Raw genomic sequence first — 23997 nt, 5'->3', positions numbered from 1 at the left:
GATTACCGTACGCGGGGTGATGATCCCCTTCACCTACGCCTTCGACGGCTACTGCGGATGGTGCTACGGGTTCGCCCCCGCGCTGCACAAGTTCGCGCACGACAACGCCGACCGCGTCCGCGTCCGCGTACTGTCGGCCGGCATGCGCGTCGGCGACCGCATCAAGCCGTTCAACGCCTTGCGTTTCACCACCACCTCCAACGAGAAGGTGACCGAGGCGCTCGGCGCCGTCTTCGGCCCCGGCTACCGCGCGCTGGTCGAAGAGGGAAGCTTCGCGATGGACTCGCACGGTCCCGCGTACGGGCTGATCGCGCTCAGCCTCCAGGACCCCGACCGGGCCCTGGAGTTCGCCGGCGCGATGCAGTCCGCGTTCTTCCTGGACGGCTCCTCGCTGTCCGACCCCGACACCTACCGCGCGCTCGCCGACCGGTTCGGCCTGGACCCAGAGCAGGCGGCCGCCGCGTTCGCCAGCCCCGAGGTCCAGGAACGTGCCCTGCGTGAGATGCGAGAGGTACGCGAACTCGGCGTGCCCGGCTATCCGACGCTGCTGATCCACCTGCCCGGCCAGACCCCGCAGATCTTCGGCGCCGAGGAGATGACCGGCGACGAGCTGACCGCCGAGCTCAACAAGACCCTGGCCGAGCACAACCTGGCCTGATACTGGACAGGTGACCGATCCGCTGCTCACCACGGCGTACGCCGCCTACGGGTGGGGCCCGCAGGTCACCGTCACACCCGGACCCCGGGGCGCGCTCGGCCGGATCTGGCGGGTACGCGCCCCGGCCGGGCAGTACGCCCTCAAGCACTCGTTCGACACGCCGCCCGACGGCCGCCTCGCGGCCGAACTGGACCTGACCCGGCGAGCGGCCGACGCCGGCGTACGCGTACCGGCGACCCACCCCGCCGCCGACGGGCGGCTGCTGGTGCCCGCCCCGGGCGGTGGGGTCCTGCGGCTCTACGACTGGGTGGACCTGCATCCGATCGACCCCGACGCGCCCAGTACGCCGCGACGCCTGGGGGAGTTGCTGGCCCGGCTGCACTCGTGCGCCCCGCCCGCCGCAGGCGAGGAACCGTGGTACCACCAGGCTCCGGACGCGGCCGAGTTCACGCTGCTCGGCTTCACGGCGTTCGGCGGGCAGCCCTGGTCGGACCGGCTGGCCCGGCTCGCCGAAGACCTGCCGCAGTTGACCGGCGCGCTGACCCCACCCGATCCCGCGGCGCTGCGGCTGTGCCATCGCGACCTGCACCCGGAGAACGTCCAAACCGGACCGGACGGCGACCTGGTGGTGCTCGACTGGGACCAGCTCGGCCCGGCCGAACCCGCCCGCGAGCTGATCCAGACCCTGTACGCCTGGTTCACCACCGACTCGGACACCACCGACGCGGAGACGACCGGCTCGGATGCCGCCGACTCGGATGCCGCCGCCGAGGATCGGATGCTCGCCTGTTACGCGGCCTATGTGGACGCCGGGGGACCGGGCCGGATCCGCGGACCCGCCGACTACACGATGCTGCTCGCCGACCGGCTCAACTTCCTGCTGCACCAGGCCCGCATCGCCGCCGCCCCGGGTACGGCCGACGACGACCGAGCCTGGGCCGAACAGGAGATCGACGAGACGTTGCGGCTGTTGCCGACGCCGCGGCAGCTGTCCGTCACCGTCGCGCGTATCGCGCGAACGCCTCCCGCAGCACCCGGGTCACCTCCGGATGACCCGAACCGTGCTCGGCCGGCCCGACGATGACCAGCTCCGCGTCGGTCCAGCGCTGCGCCAGCCGGTACGCGATATCCGGCGGCCCGCTCACATCCGCACGCCCGGTCACCAGTACACCCGGAATCCCGTTCAGCTTCACCGCGTCGGCCAGCAGCTGACCGTCGGGCAGGAAGCCGGCGTTCGCCCAGTAGTGCGTGACGAGCCGGGCGAACTGCAGCCGGAACCTCGGGTCGGCGTACCGGGGATCGGGCGACGGTTCGGACAGGACCGCGACATGCGTGTCCTCCCATCGACACCACTCTTCGGCGGCCGCCGCCCGCACCTGCGGATCGGGATCGCTCAGCAGCCGGGCGTACGCCGCCGCCAGGTTCCCGTGGCGGTCGGCGGCCGGCACGTGCCCGGCGAACCGGTCCCACTCGGCCGGGAAGATCCGCCCCATCTGCCGGGTCACCCAGTCGACCTCGGCCGCCGTCGTCGTCACCACGCTGAACAGCACCAGCTCCGACACGCTCGCCGGATGCGCCTCGGCGTACGCCAACCCCAGCGTCGATCCCCACGAACCGCCGTAGACCAGCCACCTGGCGATGCCCAGATGCTCCCGCAGCCGCTCGATGTCGGCGATCAGCTGCGCCGTCGTATTGGTCTCCAGGGAGGTGTCGTGGTCGGCCACGTTCGGTGTGCTGCGCCCGCAGCCGCGCTGATCGAACAACACCACGCGGTACTGCGTCAGGTCGAAGTCGCGGGCCCAGAAGGGACCGGCGCCCGAGCCGGGCCCGCCGTGCAGGCACACCGCGGGCTTGCCGTCGGGGTCGCCGAGCACCTCCCAGTAGAGCTGGTTGCCGTCGCCGACGTCGAGCATCCCCATGTGCGTCCCCTCCCATAATCTAACAGCACTGTTATATCATGGCGACGTTTTCCTAGATATGTTAGGTTCAAACCTAGAGCTGTTAGGGAGACGTCATGAGCCTGCACCACCACATCCAGACCTACCTCGACCACCTCATCACCACCGGCCGCGAAACCGGCCTCCAAGTCACCGCCTACCACCACGGCGAACTCATCCTCGACGCCGTCGCCGGACACGCCGACCAACAGGGGAGAGCCGTCACCCCCGACACCCCCTTCTTCGCCTTCTCCATCGGCAAAGGACTCACCGGCGCCGCCATCCACCACCTAGCCGACCACGGCCACCTCGACGACGACCTCCACCTCGCCGACGTCTGGCCCGAATTCGCCCAGCACGGCAAAGACGCCATCACCCTCCGCCACGTCCTCACCCACAGCGCCGGACTACCCACCCTGCCCGCCGACACCACACCCGACGACCTCACCGACTGGCACCACATGTGCCACCTACTCGCCGACGCCCACCCCACCTGGGAACCCGGCACCCGCCACGGCTACCACGCCTGGACCTACAGCTGGCTGACCGGCGAAACCGTCCGCCGCGCCACCGGACGCACCCTCAGCCAAATCCTCGACGAAGACATCGCCACACCCCTGGGCGTACGCGGCGAACTGCACTTCGGCGTACCCGACAGCGACCAACCCCGCCTCGCCGTCCTCGAAGACCACGGCTGGGCCGACGCCTTCACCCACCTCAGCCAATACGCACCCAACGTCGCCGCCGCCTCGCCACCCGGCGTACGCCCCGACGCCACACTCGGCAACAACCCAGCCATCCTGCGCGCCGACATCCCCGCCGTCGGCACCGTCACCGCCCGAGCCGCCGCCCGCCTCTACAGCGCCCTGCTCACCGGCGAACTCATCACACCCGACCGACTCAAGACCGCCACCACCACCGCCGTACACGGCACCGACTGGACCTTCGGCGGCCCCAGCGCCTTCACCCTCGGCTTCGGCGTCATCGACGACACCTGGATCGGCTACGACGGCAGCGGCGGCAGCATCGCCGCCATGGCCCCCGCCCACGGCCTCGCCCTCGCCGCCACCAAGAACGCCCTGTCCTACACCGACGACGACCCCATGGACACCATCCGCCGCATGGTCCTCGACGCCGTCACCCGCTGACCGTCACACCAGCCCATCACTCCGGCAGCGCGCGCCGGTAGTGCATGGCGACCGCACCATTGCGCAGCGGCTTCGCCGAGACCAGCTCGAGCCGTCGCGTACTGGGCAGCCCACTCTCATACAGGGTCGGGCCATGGCCCGCGATCCTGGGGTGCACAAGGAACTTGTACTCGTCGACCAGATCCAGCCGATCCAGCTCGGCCGCGAGCCTGCCGCTACCGAGCAGCACCCCGGCCGGCGTCGCGTCCTTGAGCATCTGCACACCCGCACGCAGGTCGCCGGCGATGCGGTGACTGTTGGCCCACGGGAAGTCCTCACGTGTCGACGACACCACGTACTTCGGCTTGGCCTCCAGCTTGACCGCCCACTCGCGCATCGCCGGCGGCGCCTGCTCGTCGCCCCGCGCGACCGCAGGCCAGTAGCCTTCCATCAGCTCGTAGGTGACACGGCCCCACAGCATCGCCCCACCCTCATCCAAGAGGCGGGTGAAGTAGGCGTGCGTCTCGTCGTCCGCGACTCCCTCCTGGTGGTCGACGCAGCCGTCCAGGGTGACGTTGATGCTGAACGTCAAAAGTCCCATGCGGCGAGTCTAAGCCACATCGAACGCCGCTCATCGGCATCGCGGTCACCGCGCCGCCCCGACGAACTCGTCCACGACGGACCACGCGACCCGCGCCGAAGCATCGGCGGGGGAGACCGCCATGAACTCCGCCACCGCCGCCCCCACCACCTCACGCTCCGCGGCCAACCCCCGCAACGCGCCCAGCAACTGAGCCTCCGACAACCCACCCGGCGCAGGGAAACCCACCGACCCGAACACCGACGGATCCAACACATCCAGATCCACATGGACATAGACCCGCCGAGAACCCACCGCCGCCAGCACATCCTCCGGCGCGACCACCGCAATGCCAGACCGCGCCACGAACTCCACCTCACCCGGATCCAGGTCCCGCGCACCCACCAGCACCACCTGATCCGGCCGCAACGGACGCCCCGGCACCAACCCCGGCGGCCCCTCACCCAACAACGTCCGCAACACCATCCCGTGGAACGCCCCCGACGGCGACGACTCCGGAGTGTTCAAGTCCGCGTGCGCGTCGAACCACACCACCACCAGATCGTCGAACCGCGCCGACGCCGCCGACACAGGGGAGAGGTCCACCGAACAATCCCCACCCACCGTCACCACGAACCGGCCACCCAGCTCCGCGACCGCCCGCGCCGTCCGTGCAGCCACCTGCTCCACAGCAGACCAGACTGGTACGCCGTCCGGCACCTCTACGAACGTATGTTCCACCGCAGGATAGTGGCCGGCGATCAACCCGGCACCGACCGCCAACCGGCGCGCGTCCGAACGTGCCGAACCCTGCCACTGCGGGATCACCAGCAGCGCCGGCGTCTTCGTCACGTTGTCTGCCGGATGGGTCGTGTCTGCTGGACGGTCGGCGAGGAATCTTCCTAGGACGTCCGCGTCCAGGTGGACGAAGGCCCGACCGTCCCAGATGGACTCTCGTTCGGCGAACACCAACGCCACACCCTCACCGAGGATCAAGTCGTCCGCCGACGCCGACGTCGCGACGGTGTAGACGAACCGCTCCAGGCGGCGTTCCGGCACGACCTCATGCGCGAAGAACTCCAGCGGCTGCTCCGGCCGTAGCCCGGTCTCCTCGAGCAGCTCTCGGCGGGCCGCCTCCTCGGGCGACTCGCCCGCCTCGACATGACCGCCCGGCAGCCCCCACAGATCTGGGAAGTTCGCCGCGTCGGGCGCCCTCAGTTGCAGGAGAACCCGGCCGGCCGGGTCGACGACGATCACGACGGCGATCTGGATCATGGGCAGACCCTACAGCGACCCCCAGACAATCCCAGACGGAGCTTTTGGGCGTATTTGACCCTAGGCCTACCCCTACCTCGGGGGATTTCGGCGCTCTACGGCCATCTGAGGGCGTTTTCGCAGGTCAGAGGGCATATTGGAGATCAACATCGGGCTTCGGCGCCTGCGGCGGTCGGCGCGCCCGCCCGGGGCCCGGGTGATCTCCGGTGGAGGGGATACCCATCGGCGACGTGGAAGCTTACGTGGGCGTCCGGAGATCGCTCCGCAGGGAGTGGGAGGTCGCCGGGATCGTGATCTTGAGGCCGAATTATTGGTTCGCGCCCCCACCGGGACGGTCGTCGTCTCGCGCATCATGCGCGCCCATAACGGTCATTATGGGCGGCATAAATCCGAGCGAGATTCCACGTTCGGACCCCTATATCGGATTTCAAAATTACGAATATCGGTAATCCAGTAATTGGTAACCGGGTGGGCTGAAAAGTGTGGGGCGGGTTTTCGCGCGTACGCGGGCGGGTTTCGGCCTTCCCGGCCGGGCCAACATGATCAACTAACGGGTCGCGATAATCGGCCGATGCTGGTTGTGATGTGCGGGCTGCCCGGTTCCGGCAAGAGCACCGTCGCCGTCGAGCTGAGCCGCGTACTGCGAGCCGTCGTCGTCTCGGTGGATCCGATCGAGGCGGCGATGCTGCGAGCAGGGGTGGACTCTGGTCAGCCGACCGGGTTGGCAGCGTACGTGGTGGCGGAGGCGGTCGCACAAGGGGCGCTGGAGTCCGGGCTGCCGGTCGTCGTGGACGCGGTGAACGACGCGGTCGAGGCGCGGGCGCAGTGGGTCGGGCTGGGTACGCGGTCGGCGGCGCCGGTGCGGTTCGTCGAGGTGGTGTGCCGGGATGAGGCGGTTCATCAGGCGCGGTTGGCGGCCCGTGGTCGCCGGTACGCCGAGCTGCCGGAGCCGTCGTGGGATTCGGTGGTACGCCGTCGGGCGGCGTTCGAGCGGTGGCGGGATCAACGGTTGGTGGTGGACGGGGCGCGTCCGGTGGGTGAGGTCGTGGCGGAGCTGGTTGTGGGCCTCTCCCCCACTGCTGATCTTGGTTAGCATGCGGTCGTGAAGGTTGTTCGGGTCGGGGCCGACGAGGTCGGTGGGGTCGTCGACGGGCTGGCCGAGGTGCTGGTGGACTCGGTGGCCGGTGGGGCGTCGATGGGGTTTCTGCTGCCGTTCGGGCTGGTGGATGCGCGTGCGTGGTGGTCGCGGGTGGAGCCTGAGGTGGCGGCTGGGCGTACGGTGCTGTGGGTCGCGCGGGAGTCGTCCGGTGTGGTCGGCACGATTCAGCTGAGGCTGGAGCTGGAGTATCCGAACGGGCGGCATCGGGCGGAGGTCGCGAAGTTCATGGTGGCGTCGTGGGCGCGGGGTCGTGGGATCGGCCGGGCGTTGCTGGGCGCGGTGGAGGCGGCGGCTCCGGGTGTCGGGGTGTCGTTGCTGGTGCTGGACACGGAGACGGATAGTCCGGCGGAGGGTTTGTATCGGTCGGCGGGGTGGACGGAGCTGGGTGTGATGCCGGCGCATTCGGCGGATCCGTGGGGTGTGCTGCGGCCGACGACGTTCTTCTTCAAGCAGCTGGCTGAGCGGGTGGTGGCACGGTGACGCCGCCCGCGCGACGGGGGTACGCGCGGGCGGCGGGTCTGGTTTCCCGGTCGGGGTCGGTGGCAGACCCTGCGGGTTGGGTCAGCCCGCGTTGCCGAAGGCGGTCACCGCGTGGGCTTTGCCGAGTGGGTTGTGGATGGTGACGATCCAGTATTCGCCGGTGGCCGTGAACTGGGCGTTGTAGACCCAGTGCGGGTCCGGGGACAGGGTCAGGGTGTATCCGGCCGGTGGGGCGTCGGCGACGACGGAGTCCACGACGCTCTGCGAGGACAGGGCGAGCATGCGGGGTTTGTTGTGGTTGACGAACGCGTCGAGGAATTCGCGGGCGTACTTCTCGGCGTCGGTGTAGTAGACGGTCGCGTCGAGGCGTACTTCGGTGATGGCGTGGTCGGTGGCGTCGTTGCGGCTGCGGATGATCAGGTCGGAGCCGAGTTTGTTGCGGTAGGTGCAGTAGGTGGAGCCGGCCGCGCCGTCGCAGGTGGCTTTGGTCCAGGTCATGTCGATGTTCGGGGTGCCGAGTTTGGTGACCTGGGTGTAGGCGGCGTCGCTGGTGAGCTTCTTCAGCTTGGTGGTGTCGCAGCCGAGCCAGGCTTTCATGAACTGCAGGCCGACGCCGTCGCCGCCGGTGACGGTGCCGTGCGGGGCGCAGCCGGTCGTTCCGGTCGTGCTGGTGGCCTCGGTGGACGGTTGCGGAGTCGCCTCGGTGCTGGTGGTCGTGGCCGGTCCGACGGTGGTGTTGGCCGAGGGTGCGGCGCCGGGGTCGTCGGCGCCTTGGCAGCCGGCCAGGAGGGCGAGCGCGGTCAGCAGTGTGGCGGCGGTCGCGTACAGACGCATCGAGGGTCTCCGTGGGTGAGGTCGGTTGCTTGAGGTGACCTCACGGTAGGGAGTCGCCGGGTGGCTGGGCATCGGGACGGGTACGGATCTTTGCCGCCGTCCGGTGGGTCCGTACCGTCGTGCGTACCGGCTGGTCTGCCGGGCTGGTGGGGTCGTGGCGGGCCAGGTGGCGGGCTAGGTAGTGGCCGGTGAGGCTGTCGGGTTGGTGGGTGAGGTGGTCGGGGGTGCCGGCGGCGACGAGGGTGCCGCCGGCGATGCCGCCGCCGGGGCCCATGTCGATGACGTGGTCGGCGTTGGCGATCATGTCGAGGTCGTGTTCGATCACCAGGACCGTGGCGCCGTTGGCGGTGAGGCGTTGCAGGACGCCGAGCATGGTGCGGACGTCGAGCGGGTGCAGGCCGACGCTGGGTTCGTCGAAGGCGAAGAGGGTTTCGTGCTGGTCGCGGCCGAGTTCGGCGGCGAGTTTGAGGCGTTGGGCCTCTCCCCCGGACAGTGTGGGGGTGGCTTCGCCGAGGGTCAGGTAGCCCAGGCCCAGGTCTTGGAGGGTCTGGATGCGGGTGCGGGTGGTACGCAGGTCGCCGGTGTGGTCGAGGGCTTCTTCGACGGTGAGTTTGAGTAGTGCGGGCAGGGTCAGGCCGGCGTGCTGGTAGCGGTCGGCGCTGGGTGCGTACCGGGAGCCGTTGCATTCGGGGCAGACGATGTCGACGTCGGGGAGGAATTGCACGTCGAGGGAGATCTCGGCGGTGCCTTGGCAGCGTGGGCAGCGCAGGGAGCCGGTGTTGTAGGAGAAGTCGGCGGCGGTGAGTCCGTCGGCTTTCGCTTCGGGTGTGGCTGCGTACGCGCGGCGTAGTTCGTCGAGGATGCCGCTGTAGGTGGCCACGGTGGAGCGGACGTTGGCGCCGATCGGGGTGCTGTCGACGGTGGCGACTCGGGTGATCGGCCCGGCGTCGACGGTGGCGACGTGTGGTGGGGCGGGTGTGCCGGTGGCGTGGGCGTGCAGGGCGGGGATGAGGCATTCGAGGACGAGGGTGGTCTTGCCGGAGCCGGATACGCCGGTCACCGCGGTGAGGCGGCCGGCGGGGATGCTGACGTCGAGCGCGTGGACGGTGTGCAGTGGCCGGGTGGTGAGCTGGATGCGTCCGAGGTCGAACATCTCCTGCTCGGTGGCCCGCGTACGCACGACGACGGGTTCGCGGCCGCTGAGGAAGGGGCCGATGAGCGAGTCGGGGTCGGTGGCGATGGCGGTGGTGTCGCCGGTGGTGATTATGCGGCCGCCGTGGGGGCCGGAGCCGGGTCCGATTTCGACGAGCCAGTCGGCGTCGCGCAGGATCTGGGTGTCGTGGTCGACGATGATCACGGAGTTGCCGTCGGTCAGCAGGTCTCGCATGATGCCGATGAGCGCGTCCACGTTCGACGGGTGCAGGCCGATCGAGGGTTCGTCGAGGACGTAGAGGACGCCGGTGGTCTGGTTGCGTACGGCTCGGGTGAGCTGGACGCGTTGGCGTTCGCCGGTGGACAGGGTGGAGCTGGCTCGGTCGAGGCTGAGGTAGGACAGCCCGAGGCCGAGGAGCCGGTGGGCGATGTCCTGGAATCGTTCGCCGATGTCGCGGGCCATCCGGGCCAGGTCGGGCGGTTGGGTCTGGATGACGTTCGGGATCCAGGTGTGGAGGTCGCTCAGGGTTTTCGCGGTGGCTTCGGCCAGGTTGATGCCGTCGAGCGTGGTGGATCGGGCCTGTTCGCTCAGCCGGGTGCCGTGGCAGTCGGGGCAGGTCTGGACGCTGAGGAAGCGGTTGACGCGGGCGAGGCCCTTCTCGTTGGTGGCGTTGCGGACTGCCTCTTCGACGGCTTGCCGGGCGTTGCGGTAGGTGAAGTTGAGGTCGAACAGTTTGCCGCTCTTGGAGGAGACCCGGATCTCTCGTTTGACCGGTGGCCCGTGCAGGACGGTCTCGTGTTCGGCCGGGCTGAGGTCGGCGTAGGGGACGTCGGTGCGTACGCCGAGTTCGGCGGCGACTTGGGGCATGACGGTCAGGCCGAACATCGACCAGGGTGCGACCGCGCCTTGGTCGATCGTCTTGGCGGGGTCGGGCACGAGGGTGTCCTCGTCGACTTCGCGTACGGTGCCGGTTCCTTCGCAGCGTGGGCAGGCTCCGTCGGAGTTGAACGCGAACGATTCGGCGCCTGGTGGGGTGAACACCGCGCCGCAGACCGGGCAGGTGAGGTTCAGCCCTTGGGCGACGTCGATGGTGGGCTGCTGCCGGTGGCCGTTCGGGCACAGGTGCGCGCCCAGGCGGGAGAACATCAGGCGCAGGTAGTTGAGCAGTTCGGTGGAGGTGCCGAAGGTGCTGCGGACGGTGGGCGTACCGGGTCGTTGGCGGAGCACCAGGGCGGCCGGGACGTGTTCGACGGAGTCGACGTCGGCTCGGGGTGCCTGGGCCAGTCGCCGGCGCGTGTAGGTCGACAGCGCCTCGAGGTAGCGGCGGGATCCTTCGGCGTACAGGACGCCGAGGGCGAGCGACGACTTGCCTGAGCCGGAGACGCCGGCGATCGCGACGAGTCTGCGCAGGGGAATCGTGACGTCGATGTCGCGCAGGTTATGGACGCGGGCGCCGTGGACCTTGATCGTCTCCGGCGAGGAGTTCGGGTCGATCAGTCCCATTTGGTAACCGTACAGCTACCGAAAGTGATCGAGGGTGGACTAGCGGACCTTGCGGGTGGTCCGGGCGACGATGTCCTCGTATTCGGGGTGCTTGTCGAGCCAGCCGTGGATGAACGGGCAGATCGGCACGACGGTGCGGCCCTTCGCGCGAGCGTCGTCGAGCACGGCGCGGGCGAGCGTGGAGCCGACGCCCTTGCCCTCGTACGCCGGGAGCACCTCCGTGTGGGTGTAGGCGATGATGGCGCCGGTGAGCTGGTAGGTGACGAATCCGGCGAGCTCGTCGCCGTCGTGGGCTTCGAATCGCTCGCGTTCGGGCGCGTCGGTCACGGTGAGTTGCATGGGTTCAGCCTAATTCGGTCGCCGGGCGGTCCGGGGCGGACCTACGCTGCGCGACATGACGGTGCGGTGGACGCAGTTGACGGATCAGGACGCGGCGGCGTGGGCGCTGCTGTGCGCGCGGGCGGAGGAGGTCGACAAGACCGGGGAGCATTACGACGCGGAGGATCTGGCGGAAGAGCTGGCGGATCCGCTGGTGTCGCTGGAGCTGGGGAGCCTCGCCGCGTGGGACGGCGATGTCATGGTCGCGTCGGCGGTGCTGCGGAACCGGGCGACGGCCAACCCGGTGAACCGGGTGTACTTCGACGGTGTGGTGCATCCGCAGTACCGGCGTCAGGGGTTGGGCCGGCGGTTGACGGAGTGGGCGATCGAGACGACGCCGGTGGTGTCGCGGTCGCGGTTCCCGGACGCGCCGATGGAGTTGCACGTGCAGGCGCACGAGGCCAACACGGTGAAGGCCGGGCTGCTGGCGGCGTCGGGGTTCGTGCCGCAGCGGTGGTTCTTCTCGATGCAGCGTTCGCTGTCCGGTGAGCTTCCCGCGCCGGTGTTGCCGGAGGGCGTACGCGTGGAGGGGTTCGACCACGCGCGGCACGATCTGGCGGCGTTGCGCGTACGCAACGAGTCGTTCGCCGACCACTGGGGCAGCTCGCCGCAAGACGAGGAATCGTGGAAGCAGTGGTACACGGGGACACGGGCGTTCGTGCCGGAGCTGTCCTACGTGGCGCTGGCCGGGTCCCCCGGCGCGGACGACGAGATGGTGGCGTTCCTGCTGACGGCGTTCTTCGAGGCCGACGAGGTGGCCACGGGCCGGCGGGAGGCGTGGATCTCGACGATCGGGACGCTGCGTGCGTACCGGCGGCGCGGGCTGGCGTCGGCGTTGATCGCGACCTGCCTGCACGCCGCGGCCGAGCAGGGTTACGACCAGGCGGCGTTGGGCGTGGACGCGGCGAACCCGACCGGCGCGCTGGGCGTGTACGAGGCGGCCGGATTCGCGGTGGACCGCAAGCACGTCGCCTACGTCCGCGAGTTCTAGTCGCGTTGATCGCCCCGTTGGTCGTCGCGGTGGTCGCCCCGTTGATCATGGAGTTTCCGGTGCCGACACACCGGCGACACCACGGTTAACTCCATGATCAACGGGGCGAGGCGGGGGCGAGCGGCGGCGAGCGACGAGCGGGGGCGGCGGCGAGGCGGGGGGCGGCGGGGCGAGCGGAGTGAGGCGGAGGGGCAAGCGGGGTTAGAGCACGTCGGTGAGGGGGACGGTGGGGTCGGCTAGTTTGCGCAGGTCGACCCGCTGGCCTCGGTAGCCGGCGCGGACGAGGTCCTGGATCGGGTCGACGACGTCCCAGACGTTGCCGTTCATCCCGGCCAGGACCCGTTCGCCGGAGATCCAGAAGGCGAGGAACTCCGGTGCGGTCCCGTCGGGTTTCACCGTGAGGTCGCCGCGCACGACGATCCGGTCGTAGCCGTGCAGCGGCACGTAGCCGGAGTACTCCATGCCCAGGTCGTACTGGTCGGAGTAGAAGTACGGCACGGGGTCGTAGGGTTCGTCACGGTCGAGGATGCACTTCGCCGCGGCGGGACCGCCGTTGAGGGCGTTGGCCCAGTGCTCGACGCGGATGCGGGAGCCGACGAGGCGGCTGTTCCAGGCGGCGACGTCGCCGCACGCGAAGATGTCGGGGTCGCTGGTGCGCAGGTGCGAGTCGACGGCGATGCCGTTGTCGAGGTCCAGGCCGCACGCCTCGGCCAGTTCGGTGGCGGGCCGGATGCCGACGCCGACCACGATGAGATCGGCCGGGATCTCGGTGCCGTCGGTGAGGACGACGTCGGTGACCTGCCCGTCGAGGCCGCCGAATTCGCGTACGCCGCTGTCGAGGTGGAACTCGACACCATGCGCCGCGTGCAGGTCACGGTAGAGACCGCCCAGCTCGTCGCCCAAGACCCGGCGCAACGGCAGCGACTCGGTCTCGATCACGGCCACGGTGCAGCCGTGCGACCGCGCCGCCGCGGCCACCTCCAGACCGATCCAGCCCGCCCCGACCACCACGACCTGCGTGCCAGGCTTCAGATCCGCGCGCAACTGGTCGGAGTCCGGGAGGGTACGCAGATAGCGGACCCCGGAGTTCTCACTGCCGGGCACGTCGAGCCGGCGTACGCGGGAGCCGGTCGCGAGCAGGAGCCGGTCGTAGGGCACCGACTGGCCGTCGGCCAGCGCCACGGTGTGGGCGTGCCGGTCGACCGCCACGACCCGGGTGCCCAGCCGCAGGTCGATGTTCTGCTCGGCGTACCAGGGCTGGTCGTGGACCTGCCCACCGTCGCGGGGGTCGTTGCCGAGCAGGTAACCCTTGGACAACGGCGGCCGTTCGTACGGCAGTTCGGTCTCCTCCCCGATCAGCACGACCCGGCCGGTGAACCCTTCGGCGCGCAGCGTCTCGGCGGCTTTGGCACCGGCCAGGGACGCGCCCACGATGACGACGGACTCCATGGGTTCCACTCTCGCACCGTGGGCGACCGGGCGCAGCCAGGACGGGGCGACGCGCCACAATGAGGTGTGCGATTCCGGCCGGTGACCTTCGACAGGCTCGTCGAGGAGGTGGCCGACCGCGTCGCCGCCCTCGATCCCCAGGACGCGCCGTGGCCCCGGGTCGCGATCGACGGCGCTCCCCCGGCCGAACCGCAGACGCTGGCCGACGCGCTGGTGGCGCCGTTGCGCGTACGCGGGCGGCCGGTGCTGCGTGTGCGGGCCGAAGACTTCCTGCGCCCGGCGTCACTGCGGTTCGAGCACGGCCGGACCGATCCGGACGCCTACTACGACGACTGGCTGGACACCGGCGGGCTGCTGCGGGAGGTGCTCGAACCGCTCGATCCGGGCGGAACAGGCCGGGTGCTGCCGTCGCTGTGGAATCCGGTGACCGACCGGGCCACCCGCGCCGAGTATGTGACGATGCCGCCGGGTGGGGTGGTGATCGTCGACGGGGCGCTGCTGCTGGGCCGGTGGCTGCCGTTCGATCTGACCGTCCACCTGCAGCAGTCCCCCGCGGCGTTGGCCCGCCGGACGGCCGACGCCGACCGGTGGCGGCTTCCCGCGTACCAGCGGTATGAGACGGACGTGGAACCGGTGACGGCCGCGGATCTGGTGGTGCGCGTGGAGGATCCGCGGCGCCCGGCGGTGCTGGAGTGAACCGGGGTGTGATCTCCGGAAGGTGGCGCACCTGTCCCGGGCGCCCATGGGTACCTGAGCCTCCGGAGATCACCAACGTTCGGAGATCACCGAGGCGCGCCGAGGTACGCGGGTCAGAGGCGCGACAGTAGTTCCTGGGCCTGTGCCTGTTCCCGGTGATGGCGGCCGGGCCGCGCGGCGACCAGTCGCTTGTAGAGTTCGACGGCTTCGGCGGCGGGCGTGCGGGCGTCGGCTGGGCGGCCGTCGGCGACCAGGGCGGCGCTCAGCGCCCACAACGCGCGGGCCTGCAGGCCGCTGTCGGACGGCGCGAGTTGGGTCGCCTCCTGCGCGGCGGCGACCGCGTCGGCCGGGCGGTCCAGGACGGTGAGCATCTCGGCTGTGGCCGTCAGACTGTCGGCGAGCCAGGACCGGCCCCGGTGCGGGTGACGGGTGGCGGCGGCGCGCGCGAGGGCGAGCGCGTCGCGCAGCGGAGCTTCGGCCAGTGGCGTACGGCCCAGGGTCAGCAGGCATCGGCCGAGGACGGTCAGCGTCGCGCAGTGCTCGAACGAATGCCCGTCGAAGCCCTGGGCGCCGTGCTTGACCGCCTCGTTGACGGCCGCGAGGGCTTCCTCGTCCCGGCCGGCGGCCAGCAGGATCGCCGCGTGGTCGGCCCCGGCCGAGGCGAGCGCGGCCCGGTCGGCGGTACGCAGCAGCGTGGTCGCCTCGGCCGCGGCGGCCAGGGCCTCGGCGGCGCGGCCGATCTCGTGGAAGTGGCGGGCCTCGGCGGCCAGGGCGAGCCCGAGCTGCCGGGCGTACGCGGTGGGGCGGTCCTGGGCGAGGTCGCGCAGCAGCGGCACGATCCGCCCGTCGAGGCGCAGCGCTTCGTCGGCGTGCCCGAGGTCGGCCTCGGCGGCGGCGGTCGCGGTCAGCACGTCGGCCAGCATGGGCCGGTGCCGGACGGGGTCGGCGTCGACGCGTTCGGCCAGCACCGCCTGCGCGGCGGCCAGATGGGCGAGCGCGGCCTCGGCCCGGCCGGCGTTACGCAGGTCGTCGCCGTACGCCACGGCCAGTCCGGCGACCCGGACCCGCAGCGCGGCCGAGGTGGGCGGCGTCCCGGCGGACTTCCACGCGTCCAGGGCCTGCTGTCCGATCTCGACCGCCCGATCGACCTCGGCGGACCGGTCGACCGGGGTCTGCCCGACGACGGTGGTGTCCACAGCGGAGGTCAGCGCCAGCCGGGCGCGCTGATAAAGCTCGGCAGCCGAACGCAACGTACGCCAGCGGCCCCGGCGAACCAGGTGCAGGACGATGCCGAGTACGCCGAGGGCGCACAGCGCCACCCCGGCGACGAGTACCACGCGCGCCACGTATTGCCCTCCCCAGCAGGACGTGTCGGCAGAGTACCCGGACCGTGCCGGGCCCGGCGAGCGCCAGCCACGATCTTGGTGAAAGGCGTCCTAAGTACCCTATTGGGCTATAGGTACTTTCGCACTGAATGTCCGATACTGAGGGAGCGGCCTCGAACCCCTTGGAGGTGACGACAGTGGACGCCATCGGCGGACTCCTCGGCGCCATCGGCGGACTCCTCGGCGCCATCGGCGGACTCCTCGGCGCCATCGGCGCCCTGCTCACCGGCCTGCTCGGAATACTCTTCCCGATCAGCCCACCGAACCTTCCCGTCTCCCCGCCCAGTGTGCCGGGCGTACCCGGCGCGCCCAGCCTCCCCGCGACCCCACCGAGCCTGCCGGTGGATCCGCCCAGCGTCCCGGTCGACCCCGGCGCGCCCAGCGTCCCGGTAGACCCGAGCGTCCCCGTGGACCCGAGCCTGCCGGTGAGTCCCAGCGTCCCGCCGCCGCCCGGCGCGTAACACCCGCCGTCCGCCTTCCGCCCCGCCCTGCCGCGCCCCGCTTACCGCCCCGCCCCGCCCCGCCCGGCGCGGCGGAAGGGAGCAGATCACGGATATGCCTGCGATCTTGGGCCCGGGAAGCATGCAGATCCCTGATCCGCTCCAAAACGGCGCCCCGAAGCCGAAGGCGCCGCCGCGAACCCGAAGCGAAGGCGCCGCCGCGAAAAGGCGCCCCGAAGCGAAGGCGCGCGTCCCGAGAAGCGGAGGCTAGAAGGCGAGGGCGACCAACGCGACGAGCGGGAGGAACCCCTGCATCACGGCGGCGCGAGCCATCCGGCGTTCGCCGGCGACGAGCACGATCGCCGCGCCGAGCATGCAGGCGCAGGCGAAGCCGGTCAGCGTACGCCCGGGGGTGTCGGGCAGGAACACTCCGACGATCGCCCCGATCCCGAGGAACAGGTTGTAGAAACCTTGGTTGAACGCCCACGGGCGGACGGCGTCCACGTCGGACGCGGCGGTCCGGAAGCGGCGGTGGACGTCGGGTCGGCGGAACAGTAGCGACTCCATCGCGAAGATGAGCACGTGGAGCAGGCCCGCGAGGGTCGCGGCGATCACGGCCACGAGATTCATGCCGCCAGTATTGCCCGGCCTGTGGATCAGCGTGTCACCATCGGAGGATGCAGAGCTCCAACCCCGCCTTGGCGAAGTTGTCCGAGACCCCGGCGACGAGTGCGTACGGCGATCCCGGCTGGTATCAGCCCGGCGCCGGCGGCGGCACCGCGACCTACCCCGGCGTGGTCACCAGCGCGCGTACCGGTGTGATGACGGTCGACGGCGTCATCGGCCGCACCCTCGCCCTGATGGCGATGCTCACCTTGGCGGCCGCGGCCGCGTGGATCTGGGTGCCGGACCGGCTCACCGGACCGGCGGTCTTCGGCAGCGCCATCGCCGCGCTGATCGTCGGCCTGATCGTCAGCTTCCGGCAGTCCACCAGCCCGGTCCTGATCGGGGCGTACGCCCTGCTCGAAGGCGCGGCGCTCGGCATGATCAGCGAATGGTTCAACCGGGTCTACCCGGGCATCGCCGCCCAGGCCGTCGCGGCGACCATCGGCATCTTCTTCGTGATGCTGATCCTCTACCGGTTCCGGGTCATCCGGGCCACCCCCCGGTTCACCAAGGGCCTGATGGGCGCGCTGATCGCCGCGGTGGTCCTGATGTTGGGCAACTGGGTGCTGGCGTTGTTCGGGATCAACACCGGGCTGCGCGAGGCCGGGACGATCGGCATCATCTTCAGCCTCGCGATGATCGTGATCGGGGCGCTGACCTTCATCCTCGACTTCGACGTCGTCGAGCAGGGCGTGCGCAACGGCCTGCCGGCCCGCTACGGCTGGTTCGCCGCGTTCGGCATCATCCTCGGCCTGGTCTGGGTGTACCTGGAGGTGCTGCGGCTGCTCAGCTATCTGCGCGGCCGGGACTGAGCGCGGGCATCCGCTTCTTCTTGCGGTTCTCGCGGACGATCCAGCGCGCGTCGGGGTCGTCGTCACCGTCCCATTTCTGATCTCCGCGCCCCGGTCGTGTCGGCGTACCTGCCTAAGATGAGCGCGTGTCGCGTAAGGGCTGGCTGCTGTTCGCCGCGTTGGGCATCATCTGGGGTGTCCCCTACCTGTTCATCAAGATCGCCGTCGGTGGGCTGACCCCGGCGTCGGTGGTGTTCTGGCGGTGCGCGATCGCCGCGCTCATCTTGCTGCCGATCGCGATCGCCCGGGGCCAGCTGCGCGCCCTGCTACCGCACTGGAAGGCGCTGCTGGCGTTCACGGCGGCCGAGATCGCCGTCCCGTGGTTCCTGCTGACCTCCGCCGAGCAGCGGCTGAGCAGTTCGCTGGCCGGGCTGCTGATCGCCGGGGTGCCGCTGGTGGCGGCGCTGCTGGGCTGGGCGACCGGCGGTGAGCGCCTGGGTCCCCGGCGCATCCTCGGCCTGGGCGTCGGGCTGGCCGGGGTGGCCGCCCTCGTCGGGCTCGACCTGTCGGCCGACGACACGTGGGCGCTGGTGCAGATGGCGATCGTCGTCGTCGGGTACGCCGTCGGCCCGTTCATCCTCAACCGGCAGCTCAAGGGCGTGCCGGGGCTGGCCGTGATGGCGGTGTCGCTGGCCTTGTCCGCGCTGATCTACGCCCCGGCCGGGATCATGCAGCACCCGGCGACCATGCCCGGCGCCGACGTGATCATCGCGGTCGTCGTGCTCGCCGTGCTGTGCACCGCGGTCGCGCTGACCGTGTTCAACGCGCTGATCGCCGAGGTCGGCCCGGTCCGGGGCCCGGTGATCACCTACGTCAACCCGGCGGTCGCGGTGATCCTCGGCGTGATCGTGCTCGGCGAGCCGTTCACCGCCGGGATCGGGATCGGGTTCGCGCTGGTGCTGGCCGGTTCGGTGCTGGCGACCCAGCGGGCGGCCGACAAGAAGACCCCGGCGCGCGACCCGGCCGCCGACGCCGGAGCCGAGCCGGTAGCGTCGCGGAAATGACCGCGCCCCAGCTCTCCGTCGCCGGCGACACCCAGATCGGTAACCGCTACCCGGCCAACTATGACGTGCTCGCCGTCGACGGCCCGCCCGCCGACCGCACCGTCCTCGTGGTCGCCGACGGGATGGGGTCCGGCCGCGGCAGCGCCTTCGCTGGGCGTACCACTGTGGACACCTTCCGGGAGGTCACGCGGACCGGCGTGCCGAGCGCGGACCTGCTGCGCGCGGCGGTGGCCGAATGCCAGCGGCGCGTGATCGACGGCGGCCGGGCCTGGCCGGAGCTGACCGGCTGTACGCTCACCGCCCTGGTCGTCGACGGCGCGCAGGCCTGGATCACCCAGGTCGGCGACTCGCGCTGCTACCGGTGGCGCGACGGGCTGCTGGAGCAGCTGACGGTCGACCACACCGAGGCCTGGCTGGGCGCGGTCAACGGCTGGTGGCCGCACGACTCGCGGCAGGCCCAGACGGCCCGCTACCACCTGCTGCGCTATGTCGGGCATCCGGACGCGCCGGAGCCGGACGTGCTCAACGTGGCGCTGCGCCCGGGTGACGTGCTGTGCCTGTGCACCGACGGCATCGGCGAGGAGGTGTCCTACCGGAAGCTGGCGCAGGTGCTCGGCTCGGGCGCGACGCCGGCCGAGATGTGCTCGCAGCTGCTCGCCGAGGCGCTGGCGACCGGCGGGAACGACAACGCGACCGCTGCGATCCTGAAAGTCTCCTAGTCGGCGCGGTATGAGCGGCGATAGTATGACGGTATGCCCGCGAAGCGTGTGACGATTACGGTGCCGGAGGACGTCGCCCGGCTGATCGAAAACGTCGACAACGTGTCCGCCTACTTCACCGCCGCCGCCCGCGCCTCCGACCGCCGGATGCGGACCGAGGCGCTGCTGCGCCGGGCGGTCGGCGACAACGTCGACCCCACGGTGCAGGCCAAGGTCCGGGCGAACATCGAGCGGCAGCGCGCCGCCAACGCGGCCGCGCGGGCGCAGCGAGAGGTCCGCGACGCGCAGAAGGCGCTGGACGAGGCCGAGGCGCGGGTCGCCGCACTCGACGCCCATCAGCGGCGGAACCCGGCATGACGGTCCGGGCGGTGCTCGACACCTCGGCCATGCTCGCCTACGCCAGCGTCGATCAGGCCATCCCGGTGTCGGAGTTCGTCCGGTCGGTGATGGAGGAGAACGAGGCGATCGGCGAGGACCCCGACGACGTCGAGGCGTGGGCCGAGATCAGTCAGGTCGGCATCCCGACCTCGACGTTCATCGCCGCGTATGCGCAGTCTGACGCGTTCGGCCGCAATCTGCTCGCCGACCTCGCGTCGGACCTGGCCGTGGCGGAGGAACTGGCCGACACCGAACGCTCCACATTCGTCTTCCTGCCGATGGCCGGCGTCGCCGACATCCTCGAGGCGAGCGAGCTGGAGCGACAGTGGCCGGGCCGGGGCGAGGCCATTCACCACGCTTTGCGGCTCAACGCGGAGCTGGCCACCTTCGACCCGCCCAAGAAGCCCGTCCCGAGACTGCAGCTCACCGATCTCTCGATGACCTGGGACGACTAGGCGTTCTCGGCCGCCCGGTCGAGCAACGCCCGCCGCTCGGACTCACTGTGGGTCCGGGCGGCCGCTTCCCGGAACAGGTCCGCCGCGCGTTCCCGGTCACCGTCGCGGGCGGTCAGGTCGGCCTCGGCCGCCAAGGCGAGCGGATAGTCGTCCAGGGCTCCCCCGGCGCGGGCCTTCGCGAGCAGTTCCAGGCCGGCGGCCGGGCCGAAGGCGTACCCGTGGGCGACGGCCCGGTTCAGTTCGATGACCGGGCTGGGCTGGCGGCGGACGAGCTGGTCGTAGCAGTCGGCGATGGTGGCCCAGTCGGTCCGCTCCGGGGACGGCGCAGTCGCGTGACAGGCCGCGATCCGGGCCTGGAGGGCGTACGGGCCGTCCCCGGGCACGGCTGCGAGCAGGTCGACCGCCTCGGCGATCGCCGCGTGGTCCCAGCGGGCGCGATCCTGTTTGTCGAGCGTGACGAGGTTGCCGTCGGCGTCGCGGCGGGCGGCCCGGCGAGAGTGCTGCAACAACATGAGGGCCAGCAGCGCCGACGCCTCCGGCTGCTGCGGCATGAGCCGGGCGAGCAGCCGGGTCAGCCGGATCGCCTCGGCGGCGAACGCCGGTTCCCCGTCGGCGTTGTAGCCGTGGGTGAACAGCAGATACAGCACGGCCAGGACGCCGGGCAGCCGCTCGGTCAGCGCCGGGCCCTCGGGGACGGCGTACGGGATGCCCGCGTCGGCGATCTTCGTCTTGGCCCGGGTCAGCCGCCGGGTCATGGTCGACTCGCTGGTCAGGAAGGCGCGCGCGATGTCGGCCGTCGGCACGGCGCAGATCGTGCGCAGGGTCAGCGCCACCCGGGCCTCCAGCGCCAACGCCGGATGGCAGCAGGTGAAGATCAGCCGCAGGCGGTCGTCGACCACCTCCTCGGCCGGCAGCGGCTCGCCGGTCGCGGCGGTCAACGCCAGCACGGCCACGTCGCGGAGCTTGCGGCGTTCCACGGTCGCGCGGCGGATCATGTCCAGCGCCCGGTTGCGGGCCACCGTCATCAGCCACGCCCCCGGATTGCCCGGTACGCCGTCCACGGGCCAGCGTTCGAGCGCGGTCGCCAGCGCGTCCTGAGCGCTGTCCTCGGCCAGCGTCCAGTCGCCGGTGATCCGGATCAGCGCCGCGACGATCCGGGGGTACGCGTCGGCCGCCGCCTCGGCCGCGGCGCCCCGAGCCGCCGCGGCCGAAGACTGCGTCGTCATCGAGCACTCACCCGGACGCCGTCACTGCTCGAAGTCGGCGAACGGGCGGATCTCGATGCGGCCGCCGCGCGCCATCGGGTGCGTCCGCGCGACCTCGATGGCCTCGTCGAGGTCGGCGCACTCCAGCAGGTCGAAGCCGACGATCAGCTCCTTGGTCTCCGTGAACGGGCCGTCGGAGACCAGCAGCTGGCCGTTGCGTACGCGGACCGTGGTCGCCGCCTCGGCCGGGGCGAGCACGTGCCCCCGCAGCCGGCGGCCCTTCGCGTCGTTGGTCGCCACCCACTCGTCGATGTCGGGCTCCGGCGCCGGGTCGGTGTCGGGGTCGCCGTCGACGCAGACGAACATCATGTACTTCACGGTGAACTCCTTCGCTGGTGAAGTTGCTTTCACCGGAGATGACGATCGGCGGACGGCCGACCGGACAGCTCCCGCGAAAAAATTACCGCTCGCCCGGGAAGACCACGCCGACCTGGGCGCGTACGCCGTCGAGCAGGCCCATCACGTCGAGAGTGTCCTGCCAGCTGACCAGCGGGCTCTCCTGCCGCCCCTCGCGTACGCAGCGCATCACCTCGATCGCCTCGTGCACCATCCCGCGGGCGGTGAACGGCACGCGGATGGTCTGCGGGTCGGCGCCGGCCCGGTGCAGGGTGAACTCCTCGGGCCGGAAGAAGATCGAGTCGAGCACGATCCGGCCCCGGGTGCCCGACACCGCCGCGCGTACCGGGCTGTCGGCGGTGATGCCGCAGGTCAGCGCGGCGAGCGCACCCTGATGCGGGCCGTGCGCGTAGCCGAACAACATGCCGGTGTTGGCGTCGGTGCCCTCCGGGTTCAACGCCGACCACGCGGTCACCGACGACGGCACGCCGAGCACGGCGTGGGCGAAGGTCACCGGGTAGACGCCGAGGTCGAGCAGCGCGCCGCCGCCCTGGTGCGGGTCGCGCAGCCGGTGGTCGGCGGCGAACGGGCCGGCCAGGTGGAAGTCGGCGTGCACGGTGCTGATCTCGCCGATGGCCCCGTCGGCGAGCATCTCCAGCATCCGGCGGAACGCCGGGTTGGTCCGCATCCACATCGCCTCCATGAGGAAGACGCCGCGGTCGCGGGCCAGCTCGATCAGCGCCTGGGCCTGGGCGAGGTTGAGCGTGAACGCCTTCTCGCACAGCACGTTCTTGCCCGCGCGCAGCATCAGCTCCGCCGCTGGGAAGTGCGCGTTGTGGGTGTTGGCCACGTAGACGACGTCGACGTCGGGGTCTTCGGCCAGGTCCTGCCAGCTGCCGTGGGCGCGCGGGATGCCGAACCGCTCGGCGAACGCGCGGGCGCTGGCGAGGCTGCGCGAGCCGACCGCCACGACCTCGGCGTCGGGCAGCGTACGCAGGTCTTCGGTGAACGTGGCGGCGATGCCGCCGGTGGCGAGGACACCCCACCTGATCTTGTCGGCCATGCACTCCATCTAACCGGGTCCGCGGACGCCGGATAAGCTCGGGCCGTGCTGGCGACCAAGATCCAGAAAACGTGTCACCTGACCGGGGAGTTCCGGCTGCGCTCCGGCCGGGTCACGACGGAGTATTTCGACAAGTACCGGTTCGAAGCCGATCCGGTGCTGCTCGACGAGGTCGGGGCCGGGCTGGCCGGGCTCGTCCCGGCGTACGCCGAGGTGCTGGCAGGGCTGGAGATGGGCGGCATCGCCGTCGTCACCGCGCTCGGCCGCCACAGCGGGCTGCCCTGCGCGTTCGTCCGCAAGACCGCCAAGGAGTACGGCACCCGCCGGCTCGCCGAGGGCGCCGACCTCGCCGGGCGGCGGGTCGTGATCGTCGAGGACGTCGTCACCTCCGGCGGCCAGATCGCGATCTCGACACGGCAGCTACGCGACCTCGGCGCGATCGTCGACACGGCGCTGTGCGTCATCGACCGCCAGGAAGGCGGCGCCGAGGCGCTGGCCGCCGACGGGATCGCCCTGCGGGCGCTGCTGACCCGGGCCGACCTGGAAGCCGCCCGCTCAGCTGGGTGAGGCCGACGGACGGGTGGCGGACGACGGGCGGCCGCCGATCCGCAGCGTCAGCTCGCCCGACCCGGACTCGTTGACGACGCGGACGGTCCAGCAGCCCGCGGCCGGGAAGTCCAGGCCGACGCCGAACTCGCCGCCGGGCTTGTCGAACGTGCTGTCGCCGTGCCACTCCGGACCCCATTCCGGGGTGATCCGCCGCTGACCGGGACCGTCGGCGGTCACGGTCACGTGCTGCCCGCCGGTGAGGCGTACGACGACCTTCAGGGTCTGCCCGGGGACGAGGTCCGGCTGCGTCGGGAACAGCATCACCCACATCTCCACCCCTTGCCCGTACGCCTGGCGTACGAGCGGCTCGGCAGCGGCCGTCGCGGGACAGGCGGCAGCCGGCCCGATCACGCCGACGGACGACGCGGCGGGAAGGGCGGTCGGAGCAGGGGCCGGGGTGGCGGTGCAACCGGCGGCGAACAGGACCACGATCAGCAGAGCGCGTCTCATGTGAGAGGGACACCGCTCCCCGGGGCGAGGTTCCTCAACACGTCGTGAGCATCTCCCCGAGCGCCGTCCGGCCAGTAAGATCCGCGACCCGTCACGAAGGCATCCCCGGGGTGTCGCGAAGCGTCTTTCCTTGAGTACCCTCACCGCGGGAGGAAC

General features: G+C 71.0%; 27 protein-coding genes. 14 read left to right on the top strand and 13 right to left on the bottom strand.

Annotated features, from left to right (window positions below):
* Positions 1 to 19 precede the first annotated feature (19 nt).
* Complete coding sequence (locus tag AB0M47_RS21530; RefSeq protein ID WP_363416504.1) at positions 20 to 658, top strand: DsbA family protein; 639 nt, start codon at positions 20 to 22, stop codon at positions 656 to 658.
* 10 nt (positions 659 to 668) lie between these two features.
* The gene (locus tag AB0M47_RS21525; protein WP_363416407.1) at positions 669 to 1742 is read left to right on the top strand and encodes a phosphotransferase; all 1074 of its coding nucleotides are present in this window, start codon (positions 669 to 671) and stop codon (positions 1740 to 1742) included.
* On the opposite strand, the gene pip is transcribed toward AB0M47_RS21525, so the two are convergent.
* Positions 1654 to 2577 (bottom strand): prolyl aminopeptidase, encoded by a 924-nt coding sequence (gene pip, locus AB0M47_RS21520; protein WP_363416404.1) that lies wholly within the window; start codon positions 2575 to 2577, stop codon positions 1654 to 1656. The genes AB0M47_RS21525 and pip overlap by 89 nt on opposite strands.
* Positions 2578 to 2672: 95 nt before the next feature.
* Between pip and AB0M47_RS21515 the strand changes: the two genes are divergently transcribed.
* Complete coding sequence (locus tag AB0M47_RS21515) at positions 2673 to 3743, top strand: serine hydrolase domain-containing protein (protein WP_363416401.1); 1071 nt, start codon at positions 2673 to 2675, stop codon at positions 3741 to 3743.
* Positions 3744 to 3759: 16 nt separating this feature from the next.
* On the opposite strand, the gene AB0M47_RS21510 is transcribed toward AB0M47_RS21515, so the two are convergent.
* The gene (locus tag AB0M47_RS21510; RefSeq protein ID WP_363416398.1) at positions 3760 to 4323 is read right to left on the bottom strand and encodes a dihydrofolate reductase family protein; all 564 of its coding nucleotides are present in this window, start codon (positions 4321 to 4323) and stop codon (positions 3760 to 3762) included.
* 45 nt (positions 4324 to 4368) lie between these two features.
* Complete coding sequence (locus AB0M47_RS21505) at positions 4369 to 5577, bottom strand: arginase family protein (protein ID WP_363416395.1); 1209 nt, start codon at positions 5575 to 5577, stop codon at positions 4369 to 4371.
* 571 nt (positions 5578 to 6148) lie between these two features.
* On the opposite strand from AB0M47_RS21505, the gene AB0M47_RS21500 reads away from it, so the two are divergent.
* A complete protein-coding gene (locus AB0M47_RS21500; RefSeq protein ID WP_363416392.1) occupies positions 6149 to 6670 on the top strand; it encodes an AAA family ATPase in 522 nt (173 codons plus the stop codon).
* Positions 6671 to 6679: 9 nt separating this feature from the next.
* Positions 6680 to 7216: a GNAT family N-acetyltransferase gene (locus AB0M47_RS21495; RefSeq protein ID WP_363416389.1), complete on the top strand. Its 537-nt coding sequence runs from the start codon at positions 6680 to 6682 to the stop codon at positions 7214 to 7216.
* Between the two features lie 81 nt (positions 7217 to 7297).
* Here AB0M47_RS21495 and AB0M47_RS21490 read toward each other — a convergent pair whose 3' ends face one another.
* From AB0M47_RS21490 to AB0M47_RS21480, 3 genes are read right to left on the bottom strand one after another with little or no spacing between them, the layout of a single operon-like run.
* A complete protein-coding gene (locus tag AB0M47_RS21490) occupies positions 7298 to 8050 on the bottom strand; it encodes a hypothetical protein (RefSeq protein ID WP_363416386.1) in 753 nt (250 codons plus the stop codon).
* 40 nt (positions 8051 to 8090) lie between these two features.
* A complete protein-coding gene (locus AB0M47_RS21485; protein ID WP_363416383.1) occupies positions 8091 to 10706 on the bottom strand; it encodes an excinuclease ABC subunit UvrA in 2616 nt (871 codons plus the stop codon).
* Between the two features lie 39 nt (positions 10707 to 10745).
* Positions 10746 to 11045, bottom strand: a complete 300-nt coding sequence (locus tag AB0M47_RS21480) for a GNAT family N-acetyltransferase (protein WP_363416380.1) — start codon at positions 11043 to 11045, stop codon at positions 10746 to 10748.
* A 55-nt stretch (positions 11046 to 11100) separates the two neighbouring features.
* Between AB0M47_RS21480 and AB0M47_RS21475 the strand changes: the two genes are divergently transcribed.
* Positions 11101 to 12075, top strand: coding sequence for a GNAT family N-acetyltransferase (locus AB0M47_RS21475; protein ID WP_363416377.1), 975 nt, complete (start codon positions 11101 to 11103; stop codon positions 12073 to 12075).
* A gap of 201 nt (positions 12076 to 12276) precedes the next feature.
* On the opposite strand, the gene AB0M47_RS21470 is transcribed toward AB0M47_RS21475, so the two are convergent.
* Positions 12277 to 13524, bottom strand: coding sequence for an FAD-dependent oxidoreductase (locus AB0M47_RS21470; protein ID WP_363416374.1), 1248 nt, complete (start codon positions 13522 to 13524; stop codon positions 12277 to 12279).
* Positions 13525 to 13590: 66 nt separating this feature from the next.
* Here AB0M47_RS21470 and AB0M47_RS21465 point away from each other — a divergent pair, with 66 nt between their 5' ends.
* Positions 13591 to 14220, top strand: coding sequence for a uridine kinase (locus tag AB0M47_RS21465; RefSeq protein WP_363416371.1), 630 nt, complete (start codon positions 13591 to 13593; stop codon positions 14218 to 14220).
* A 113-nt stretch (positions 14221 to 14333) separates the two neighbouring features.
* Here AB0M47_RS21465 and AB0M47_RS21460 read toward each other — a convergent pair whose 3' ends face one another.
* The gene (locus AB0M47_RS21460) at positions 14334 to 15566 is read right to left on the bottom strand and encodes a hypothetical protein (protein ID WP_363416368.1); all 1233 of its coding nucleotides are present in this window, start codon (positions 15564 to 15566) and stop codon (positions 14334 to 14336) included.
* Between the two features lie 128 nt (positions 15567 to 15694).
* Between AB0M47_RS21460 and AB0M47_RS21455 the strand changes: the two genes are divergently transcribed.
* Complete coding sequence (locus AB0M47_RS21455; RefSeq protein ID WP_363416365.1) at positions 15695 to 16066, top strand: hypothetical protein; 372 nt, start codon at positions 15695 to 15697, stop codon at positions 16064 to 16066.
* Positions 16067 to 16312: 246 nt separating this feature from the next.
* On the opposite strand, the gene AB0M47_RS21450 is transcribed toward AB0M47_RS21455, so the two are convergent.
* Complete coding sequence (locus tag AB0M47_RS21450) at positions 16313 to 16675, bottom strand: DUF1304 domain-containing protein (protein WP_363416362.1); 363 nt, start codon at positions 16673 to 16675, stop codon at positions 16313 to 16315.
* Positions 16676 to 16722: 47 nt separating this feature from the next.
* Between AB0M47_RS21450 and AB0M47_RS21445 the strand changes: the two genes are divergently transcribed.
* From AB0M47_RS21445 to AB0M47_RS21425, 5 genes are all read left to right on the top strand, one after another.
* Complete coding sequence (locus tag AB0M47_RS21445; RefSeq protein WP_363416359.1) at positions 16723 to 17523, top strand: Bax inhibitor-1/YccA family protein; 801 nt, start codon at positions 16723 to 16725, stop codon at positions 17521 to 17523.
* Positions 17524 to 17648: 125 nt separating this feature from the next.
* A complete protein-coding gene (locus tag AB0M47_RS21440) occupies positions 17649 to 18566 on the top strand; it encodes an EamA family transporter (protein ID WP_363416356.1) in 918 nt (305 codons plus the stop codon).
* The gene (locus AB0M47_RS21435) at positions 18563 to 19285 is read left to right on the top strand and encodes a protein phosphatase 2C domain-containing protein (protein ID WP_363416354.1); all 723 of its coding nucleotides are present in this window, start codon (positions 18563 to 18565) and stop codon (positions 19283 to 19285) included. Before AB0M47_RS21440 ends, AB0M47_RS21435 begins: the two co-directional genes overlap by 4 nt.
* A gap of 33 nt (positions 19286 to 19318) precedes the next feature.
* Positions 19319 to 19642 (top strand): hypothetical protein, encoded by a 324-nt coding sequence (locus AB0M47_RS21430; protein ID WP_363416351.1) that lies wholly within the window; start codon positions 19319 to 19321, stop codon positions 19640 to 19642.
* Positions 19639 to 20118 (top strand): hypothetical protein, encoded by a 480-nt coding sequence (locus AB0M47_RS21425; protein WP_363416348.1) that lies wholly within the window; start codon positions 19639 to 19641, stop codon positions 20116 to 20118. The genes AB0M47_RS21430 and AB0M47_RS21425 overlap by 4 nt, the downstream gene beginning before the upstream one ends.
* On the opposite strand, the gene AB0M47_RS21420 is transcribed toward AB0M47_RS21425, so the two are convergent.
* The 3 genes from AB0M47_RS21420 to AB0M47_RS21410 all read right to left on the bottom strand — a co-directional run bounded on the left by AB0M47_RS21420 (position 20115) and on the right by AB0M47_RS21410 (position 22782).
* Positions 20115 to 21344 carry a sigma-70 family RNA polymerase sigma factor gene (locus AB0M47_RS21420; RefSeq protein WP_363416345.1) on the bottom strand — a complete coding sequence of 410 codons (1230 nt, stop codon included), beginning with the start codon at positions 21342 to 21344 and terminating at the stop codon, positions 20115 to 20117. The genes AB0M47_RS21425 and AB0M47_RS21420 overlap by 4 nt on opposite strands.
* 21 nt (positions 21345 to 21365) lie before the next feature.
* Positions 21366 to 21692 (bottom strand): YciI family protein, encoded by a 327-nt coding sequence (locus tag AB0M47_RS21415; protein WP_363416501.1) that lies wholly within the window; start codon positions 21690 to 21692, stop codon positions 21366 to 21368.
* 91 nt (positions 21693 to 21783) lie between these two features.
* A complete protein-coding gene (locus tag AB0M47_RS21410) occupies positions 21784 to 22782 on the bottom strand; it encodes a Gfo/Idh/MocA family oxidoreductase (RefSeq protein WP_363416342.1) in 999 nt (332 codons plus the stop codon).
* A gap of 45 nt (positions 22783 to 22827) precedes the next feature.
* Here AB0M47_RS21410 and AB0M47_RS21405 point away from each other — a divergent pair, with 45 nt between their 5' ends.
* Positions 22828 to 23349, top strand: a complete 522-nt coding sequence (locus AB0M47_RS21405; protein WP_363416339.1) for a phosphoribosyltransferase family protein — start codon at positions 22828 to 22830, stop codon at positions 23347 to 23349.
* Here the strand turns inward: AB0M47_RS21405 and AB0M47_RS21400 are convergent.
* On the bottom strand, positions 23338 to 23841 hold the full coding sequence (locus AB0M47_RS21400) for a hypothetical protein (RefSeq protein WP_363416336.1): 504 nt from the start codon (positions 23839 to 23841) through the stop codon (positions 23338 to 23340). The genes AB0M47_RS21405 and AB0M47_RS21400 overlap by 12 nt on opposite strands.
* Positions 23842 to 23997 lie beyond the last annotated feature (156 nt).

This window comes from Hamadaea sp. NPDC051192, assembly GCF_040682475.1.
GTDB lineage: Bacteria > Actinomycetota > Actinomycetes > Mycobacteriales > Micromonosporaceae > Hamadaea > Hamadaea flava.
The sequence above is the reverse complement of the archived record's forward strand: the minus strand, read 5'-3'. Positions and strand labels throughout refer to the sequence as shown.

What these genes read in the sequence shown, in the direction of transcription:
- AB0M47_RS21450 (WP_363416362.1), bottom strand. Translation starts at nt 16,675, where the DNA reads ATGAATCTCGTGGCCGTGATCGCCGCGACCCTCGCGGGCCTGCTCCAC.
- AB0M47_RS21430 (WP_363416351.1), top strand. Translation starts at nt 19,319, where the DNA reads ATGCCCGCGAAGCGTGTGACGATTACGGTGCCGGAGGACGTCGCCCGG.
- AB0M47_RS21420 (WP_363416345.1), bottom strand. Translation starts at nt 21,344, where the DNA reads ATGACGACGCAGTCTTCGGCCGCGGCGGCTCGGGGCGCCGCGGCCGAG.
- AB0M47_RS21425 (WP_363416348.1), top strand. Translation starts at nt 19,639, where the DNA reads ATGACGGTCCGGGCGGTGCTCGACACCTCGGCCATGCTCGCCTACGCC.
- AB0M47_RS21505 (WP_363416395.1), bottom strand. Translation starts at nt 5,577, where the DNA reads ATGATCCAGATCGCCGTCGTGATCGTCGTCGACCCGGCCGGCCGGGTT.
- AB0M47_RS21410 (WP_363416342.1), bottom strand. Translation starts at nt 22,782, where the DNA reads ATGGCCGACAAGATCAGGTGGGGTGTCCTCGCCACCGGCGGCATCGCC.
- AB0M47_RS21400 (WP_363416336.1), bottom strand. Translation starts at nt 23,841, where the DNA reads ATGAGACGCGCTCTGCTGATCGTGGTCCTGTTCGCCGCCGGTTGCACC.
- AB0M47_RS21510 (WP_363416398.1), bottom strand. Translation starts at nt 4,323, where the DNA reads ATGGGACTTTTGACGTTCAGCATCAACGTCACCCTGGACGGCTGCGTC.
- AB0M47_RS21470 (WP_363416374.1), bottom strand. Translation starts at nt 13,524, where the DNA reads ATGGAGTCCGTCGTCATCGTGGGCGCGTCCCTGGCCGGTGCCAAAGCC.
- AB0M47_RS21485 (WP_363416383.1), bottom strand. Translation starts at nt 10,706, where the DNA reads ATGGGACTGATCGACCCGAACTCCTCGCCGGAGACGATCAAGGTCCAC.
- AB0M47_RS21455 (WP_363416365.1), top strand. Translation starts at nt 15,695, where the DNA reads ATGTCCGATACTGAGGGAGCGGCCTCGAACCCCTTGGAGGTGACGACA.
- AB0M47_RS21480 (WP_363416380.1), bottom strand. Translation starts at nt 11,045, where the DNA reads ATGCAACTCACCGTGACCGACGCGCCCGAACGCGAGCGATTCGAAGCC.
- AB0M47_RS21475 (WP_363416377.1), top strand. Translation starts at nt 11,101, where the DNA reads ATGACGGTGCGGTGGACGCAGTTGACGGATCAGGACGCGGCGGCGTGG.
- AB0M47_RS21490 (WP_363416386.1), bottom strand. Translation starts at nt 8,050, where the DNA reads ATGCGTCTGTACGCGACCGCCGCCACACTGCTGACCGCGCTCGCCCTC.
- AB0M47_RS21415 (WP_363416501.1), bottom strand. Translation starts at nt 21,692, where the DNA reads ATGATGTTCGTCTGCGTCGACGGCGACCCCGACACCGACCCGGCGCCG.
- AB0M47_RS21500 (WP_363416392.1), top strand. Translation starts at nt 6,149, where the DNA reads ATGCTGGTTGTGATGTGCGGGCTGCCCGGTTCCGGCAAGAGCACCGTC.
- pip (WP_363416404.1), bottom strand. Translation starts at nt 2,577, where the DNA reads ATGGGGATGCTCGACGTCGGCGACGGCAACCAGCTCTACTGGGAGGTG.
- AB0M47_RS21445 (WP_363416359.1), top strand. Translation starts at nt 16,723, where the DNA reads ATGCAGAGCTCCAACCCCGCCTTGGCGAAGTTGTCCGAGACCCCGGCG.
- AB0M47_RS21435 (WP_363416354.1), top strand. Translation starts at nt 18,563, where the DNA reads ATGACCGCGCCCCAGCTCTCCGTCGCCGGCGACACCCAGATCGGTAAC.
- AB0M47_RS21515 (WP_363416401.1), top strand. Translation starts at nt 2,673, where the DNA reads ATGAGCCTGCACCACCACATCCAGACCTACCTCGACCACCTCATCACC.
- AB0M47_RS21530 (WP_363416504.1), top strand. Translation starts at nt 20, where the DNA reads ATGATCCCCTTCACCTACGCCTTCGACGGCTACTGCGGATGGTGCTAC.